Origin of the sequence: Streptomyces sp. NPDC057565, from assembly GCF_042801455.1 — a bacterium.
Lineage (GTDB): Bacteria > Actinomycetota > Actinomycetes > Streptomycetales > Streptomycetaceae > Streptomyces > Streptomyces yanii.
This window is the reverse complement of the sequence record NZ_JBHVFU010000138.1, coordinates 1-5569: the sequence shown is the minus strand read 5'-3', so window position 1 is coordinate 5569 and position 5569 is coordinate 1. Positions and strand designations below refer to the sequence as shown.

The following is a 5569-nucleotide window of genomic DNA, read 5'->3' as shown; positions in this document are numbered from 1 at the left end:
TCTTCCGTCCCTGCGGCTTCGCCCGGTCCTTACGGATCTCGAAATCCATCGCACCCCTTGAACTGGGGTGTTGCGACGACCACTAGAACCCAAGGGCATCAGAGGCCCCTTCGAACAGCTGCGGCGGCCCGGCCGCCACGTGGAGTTTGCCCGCCGAATCACCCCCACCGCCATCTCGTGCCGGCGCACTGGCCGATGACGAACGTGGTGAGGCAGCAGGGCCCGTGCGCCCCTCGGTAGTGCAGGTTCCAGACACCACCGACCAGTGCCTTCTGACGGAAGGTATCCAATGCACCCAGGACAACATCTACGAGGATCTCGTCCCGGCCGGAGGGCCAGGGTGCGCTGTGGCCCTTGGGGCACCCCACTCCACGCTCTGCGGCAGTTCTCTGAGCTGCCGCAACACGGGACGGTGCGACTCCATGAACGGACTGCGGCCACCCCTCACTGCTTGGGGCTGATTGTTGGTGTCGGGAATCTGCCAGAGGATGGTGTCCGTTCCTGCTGGACTAGTGGTCACACTCTGAATGTGATGTCCAACTCAGGACGGGATTCATGTCCACAGCAACCACCGCTTCTGTCCAAGCTCCTGCACCGCCGGATCGCTCGGCTTTGGTTTCCTGGCTGGCTGTGATTTCGGTGATGCTGGGGATCTTTTCGATCGTCACCACTGAAATTCTGCCGATCGGCCTGCTGACCTCGATCGGATCGAGTTTCACCATCTCGGACGGAATGGCTGGTCTCATGATGACCATGCCAGGATTCCTGGCCGCAGTTTCAGCCCCCTTGGTCACGGTGGCCACGGGGCGTATCGACCGGCGGGTCATGCTGGGTGTGTTCATCCTCTTGCTGGCGCTGGCCAATTTCCTGGCCGCCATCGCGCCGAACTATTGGCTGGTCCTGGTCTCCCGCGTCATGGTGGGGGTCACCATCGGCGGCTTCTGGTCCATCGGAGCCGGGCTCGCCGGCCAGTTGGTGCCTGCCAAATCCGTGGGCCGCGCGACCTCGGTGATCTTCTCTGCGGTACCGCTCGGCTCCGTACTCGGGGTACCGCTGGGCACGTTCATCGGTGACATCGCGGGCTGGCGGACGGCGTTCCTGGTCATGGGCGGCTTCACGCTGGCCGTCCTCGCCCTGCTGTTCCTGGTCGTCCCGCCGCTCCCCTCCGACCAGGCGACGCGACTCGACGTCCTCGGCGCCATGCTCCGGAGCGTCAACACCCGCTTCGCCCTGGTGATGACCTTCCTCGTCGTGCTCGCTCACTTCGGTACGTACACGTACGTCACCCCCTTCCTGGAGCAGGTGACCCATGTGAGTTCGGCTCTCATCACGGTCTATCTGCTCGTCTACGGAGCAGCCGGAATCGCCGGCAACTTCCTCGGCGGATCAACTGTGGGGCGCTATCCGCGGGCGACTTTCGCCGCGGCCGCCGCGTTGATCGCCGGTGCGACCCTGCTCCTCCCGGTCCTCGGCCGGTCGGACGTGGGAGCGGTAGCACTGCTGATCGTCTGGGGCGTCGCGTACGGAGCCGTGCCGGTCTGCTCGCAGACCTGGTTCGCCAAGGCTTCGCCCGACTCCCCCGAGGCGTCCTCTGTCCTCTTCACCGCCTCCTTCCAGGCCACCATCTCCATCGGAGCCCTGGTCGGAGGGGCCGTCCTCGACCGCTCCTCGCCCTCGACGGTCATGGTGCTGGGCGGATTGGCAGCTGTCCTGATGGTGCTGGTGGCCTGGGCCCACTGGGCGGGGAGGTTCCCCTGGCCCAAGGCTTCATAGCCACACCGTGTCAGGTACAGCCATCCTCCTCGGCACGTGCCCCACAGCGTTTGCCTTCTCGTCGGGTCGCGCCGCCTCACCGATCCCTTCGGGCGGCTGCTGTGGGCCTCGCCCGCATTGCCTGGCCACCCACGACCTGACCGCCGCCCGCCCCCACGGCATCGTCGAGGTACTCACCGGGGCCGGCCTCAAGTGCTGGGCCGACAAGGCGTATCAGGGCGCCGACGGTTTCATCCGGGTGCCCTTCCGGGGCCGTCGTCTCAAGCGGTGGCAGCGGTGGCACAACAGCACGCACACGAAGATCCGCTGCCTCGGCGAGCAGGCCATGGCCACGCTGAAGGGCTGGCGTCTCCTACGGAAGGTCCGCTGCAGCACCAACCGCATCACCGCGATCATCCAGGCCGTTCTCGTCCTTCACCGCGCGTCAGCATGAGGTTGGAAAAGGCTCATGGTCTCCACGCCATGAGGGGAGGGGCAGTACCAAGCGGAGAATGTCACCATCTACGGGTACCGCAAGTCAGTCGACCAGGGGGCGACGTACGCGAATGTAAGCCTTAACGCGGGGCTCGCGACAACATTCTGCGGTGCGGGAGCGGCGAGTCCATGGGGCCCACGGGGCCTCTGTTGAAGGCTCGTGCGGCTATGTGGGCAACATTCCGGCGGGGCCGGAAGACGGTGAGGCAAAGGCAATGAATGCGATTGTGCTGCGACGAGTTTCCTGGATGGTGATCTGCTGGGTAACTGTCCTGGCTATGGGAATCGGCATGCTTGCAGCGGTGTACAAAGTCACCTCAGTAAATGGCTTCCGGGTCGGCTGGCAAGGGATACCTGTGTATTTGGCCCTCGCAGGAATCATCGGAAGGATTGTCAATTGCAAGGTAATCTTGCGTGACGGTGTACTCACCGTGGTGAACCCTCTTCGTACTCACACTCTTCCGGCAGTGGCGATCCGTGACGTCTTGGTCGGTGATGACGGTACGCTCGAGGTGCATCTCGATAAAGATCGCGTCGTATCGGTGTTTGCCTTCGGGGGATCTCTTGTCGATCACTTTAAAGGTTCCAGCAAGAAAACAGAGCGAAAAATTAGTAGATGGCTGGACTCTGCCCGCTTGGAAAGTGAATCAAGGGCTGGTACCCCGCAGATCCGCTGGACGCGATGCCTGAGTGCTGACGCATCTCTCATCCTATGCGTCGCCCTATCAGCCTCAGGTGCGATCTGGATGGCTTTCACCGGTAATTGACCCCAGTTGCTGCACGGTGAAACTCGATGAGTTGAGCAACCCGGTCGGCGTCCTGCGCCCGTTGTGAGCGGTGGCCGGTCAGCTTGGCAGCAACGGATGCTGATGGTGGAGAGTTGCTTACGGTTCTCGTCGACGGGCCGGTAACACCCGGTTGAGGTGCTTCCCTCTCAGCCTCGCAGCACTGGGCAGGGGAAGGTCCGCGGGTCGTTCCGCAAACAGGACCCGCAGTGCCCCGGCTCGCTCGAGGGTTGCGATCTCGAGGTGTAACTCGCTTAGGTAGGCTGCACGTTGACCTTGAAGTGAGCTCGACTCTAAAGAGGAGACCCCGTGGCCGAGCAGTCGACGCCGTCCGATGTGTCCCAGCAGCTCGACAGGATCAACACCACGCAGCCACATACGGCCCGGATCTGGAACTACTGGCTGGGCGGCAAGGACAATTACCCGGTCGACCAAGCAGCCGGTGACCAGATCCGTCAGTTGCACCCGGGCATCGGCGACTACGCTCAGGCGGATCGACTGTTTCTCGGGCGTGCGGTGCGGTACCTGGTTGCCGACTGCGGGATCCGGCAGTTCCTCGACATAGGTACCGGCCTGCCGACGGCCGACAACACCCACGAGGTCGCCCAGCGGCTGGCGCCGGAATCCCGCATCGTCTACGTCGACAACGACCCCCTGGTGCTCGCCCACGCGCGTGCCCTGCTCACCAGCACACCCGAGGGGAAGACCGACTACCTCGACGAGGACCTGCGCAACGTCGACGTCATCTTGGAACACGCGGCGAAGACACTGGATTTCAGTGAACCCGTCGCACTTATCCTCCTCGGAGTGGTGATTTTCCTCGAGGACGACGCCGAGGCGCGCGGCATCGTCGGCCGCCTGATGGATGCGCTGCCGTCCGGAAGCCACCTGGTCCTCTCTCACACGATCAAGGATCCGGCAATGCCCGATGTGGACGCGGCAGTGGCGTTCTGGAACGAGCATGGCACCCCGAAGCTCACCCAGCGCACTCCTGGCGAGGTCACTCGGTTCTTCGAAGGCCTGGAACTCCTCGACCCGGGAGTGGTGTCATGCAACCGCTGGCGCCCCGAGACGGGTGCCACCGGCACGCCGGACGAGGTGGCGATGTTCGGCGGAGTCGCACGCAAGCCATAGCGGTCAGCTCCGGAAGTCCTTCGGGGGTTGTGAGCTGCGGTCGGTTGGCTGAGCTGAAGTGAGTGGTGGTGTGCGGGAGTGAGTCCGGTCGGCGGGTTTGTGGGGGTGGGAACGGGGGTTCTGGGGCCGAATGGGTGACCTTGGCGGCGGCTGCTCGTTGGCGAAGCACGGCGACTGCGGGGCTGCACCCGCAGCGTCGGCGAGGTCCAGCAGCCGCAGTCGGCTGAACGGCGCCGCATGGCCGACCCCGGAGCCGGCGGGGTCGGCAACAGGGTGAAGTCAGCCGTTGGCTTCCCGCGCCACGCTCTCCAGTCGGCGTCGGTGGCCCTCCCACCACGCCTGATCCCCTGGTGGCATGTTGTCCTTGCCTTGCAGATATCCGACGGATCCGTCGATGAGCTCGCGCACGATGTCTGCGTGGCCGGCATGCCGCTGGGTGTCGGAGATCACGCGCACCAGGATGTGGTGCAGCGTCACTGCTCGACGTTTCTCCGGCCACCACGGGACGTGACCGACCGCGTCGAGCGTCAGCATCGCGATCGTGCTGTCGGAGTGCTCCCACGCCTGGCGATACAGCCCGACGATCTGTTCCCGTGATTCGTCTGCAGTGGCCCACATGTCCGAGTTGGGTTCTGCCTCCTCCGTATACCACCAGGACGGCGGCTCCTCGTCGAAGAACGGCCGTCCGAACGTGTCGCCGAAGTACCCCAGCTCCACGCCGGAGACATGCTTGACCAGCCCCAACAGGTTCGTGCCCGTGGGAGTCAGCGGACGGCGGATGTCGTACTCAGAGAGCCCATCGAGCTTCCACACCAGGGCATCACGCGCCTCTTGCAGGTACCGGAGAAGGTCCGCTTTCGGGTTCGGTTCGATCATGCCTGGCAGTTTTCCACCCGGCACTGACAGCCGGGGGTGACATCCAAGAGTCACTGACATTGATCTTGGCTGGCGCCTCGAAATAGCTCCCCACGTCACGTTGGAGCGATTCCCCGCGAGAGGCTCTGGCCCAAATTGTGTGAAGCGGTCGCTCTCCGTCGCAGTATTGCCTTGGACAGGCGCTCAGTTGGTGAGATCACCGGTTTCGGATGGTCCACCTGGTGCGCCGTGGTCGACGAGGTGCAGGAGCTTTGGGCCGGCATGTCGGAGGCGGCCAGTAGCCTCAGGCACCATGGGCATTGAGGTCGATGTAGTGGTGGGTTACCCGATCAACGATGAGATGGAGAGGGTGCTCGGGTTGGCCGAGGCGGTCGGCGAGCCCGTCACTGTCACGTTCATGTGGGAGGGGCGTGAAGAGGCGGAACGCGCGGTGCTAGTGCCGCATCAGGCAACGTTTGCCCTGTTGTGATGTGACGCGCCTTCCGGGTGCTGTGGCGAACGGCGTGTGGGCGTCATTCTGTCCGGGT

The 5569-nt window shown here is 64.1% G+C and carries 6 protein-coding genes and 1 pseudogene; 5 read left to right on the top strand and 2 right to left on the bottom strand.

From position 1 onward, the window contains the following. Positions 1-509: 509 nt before the first annotated feature. A complete protein-coding gene (locus ACFU8W_RS51950) occupies positions 510-803 on the bottom strand; it encodes a hypothetical protein (protein ID WP_384052820.1) in 294 nt (97 codons plus the stop codon). On the opposite strand from ACFU8W_RS51950, the gene ACFU8W_RS51945 reads away from it, so the two are divergent. The 4 genes and pseudogenes from ACFU8W_RS51945 (at position 685) to ACFU8W_RS51930 (ending at position 4166) form a co-directional block, all read left to right on the top strand. Next, positions 685-1773 carry an MFS transporter gene (locus ACFU8W_RS51945; RefSeq protein ID WP_384052817.1) on the top strand — a complete coding sequence of 363 codons (1089 nt, stop codon included), beginning with the start codon at positions 685-687 and terminating at the stop codon, positions 1771-1773. The two genes, ACFU8W_RS51950 and ACFU8W_RS51945, sit on opposite strands and share 119 nt — an antisense overlap. Positions 1774-1848: 75 nt before the next feature. Beyond that, positions 1849-2206, top strand: a pseudogene (locus tag ACFU8W_RS51940) (transposase family protein); the annotation flags it as partial. Positions 2207-2417: 211 nt separating this feature from the next. Then, positions 2418-3014: a hypothetical protein gene (locus tag ACFU8W_RS51935; protein WP_384052815.1), complete on the top strand. Its 597-nt coding sequence runs from the start codon at positions 2418-2420 to the stop codon at positions 3012-3014. Positions 3015-3341: 327 nt separating this feature from the next. After that, on the top strand, positions 3342-4166 hold the full coding sequence (locus tag ACFU8W_RS51930; protein WP_345509603.1) for an SAM-dependent methyltransferase: 825 nt from the start codon (positions 3342-3344) through the stop codon (positions 4164-4166). A gap of 279 nt (positions 4167-4445) precedes the next feature. On the opposite strand, the gene ACFU8W_RS51925 is transcribed toward ACFU8W_RS51930, so the two are convergent. After that, positions 4446-5042 (bottom strand): DinB family protein, encoded by a 597-nt coding sequence (locus ACFU8W_RS51925; RefSeq protein ID WP_384052813.1) that lies wholly within the window; start codon positions 5040-5042, stop codon positions 4446-4448. Between the two features lie 292 nt (positions 5043-5334). On the opposite strand from ACFU8W_RS51925, the gene ACFU8W_RS51920 reads away from it, so the two are divergent. Beyond that, positions 5335-5511 carry a hypothetical protein gene (locus ACFU8W_RS51920; protein WP_384052812.1) on the top strand — a complete coding sequence of 59 codons (177 nt, stop codon included), beginning with the start codon at positions 5335-5337 and terminating at the stop codon, positions 5509-5511. Positions 5512-5569 lie beyond the last annotated feature (58 nt).

Excerpts from the sequence above, each read along its gene's own strand:
- ACFU8W_RS51925 (WP_384052813.1), bottom strand. The coding sequence starts at position 5,042 with ATGATCGAACCGAACCCGAAAGCGGACCTTCTCCGGTACCTGCAAGAG.
- ACFU8W_RS51920 (WP_384052812.1), top strand. The coding sequence starts at position 5,335 with ATGGGCATTGAGGTCGATGTAGTGGTGGGTTACCCGATCAACGATGAG.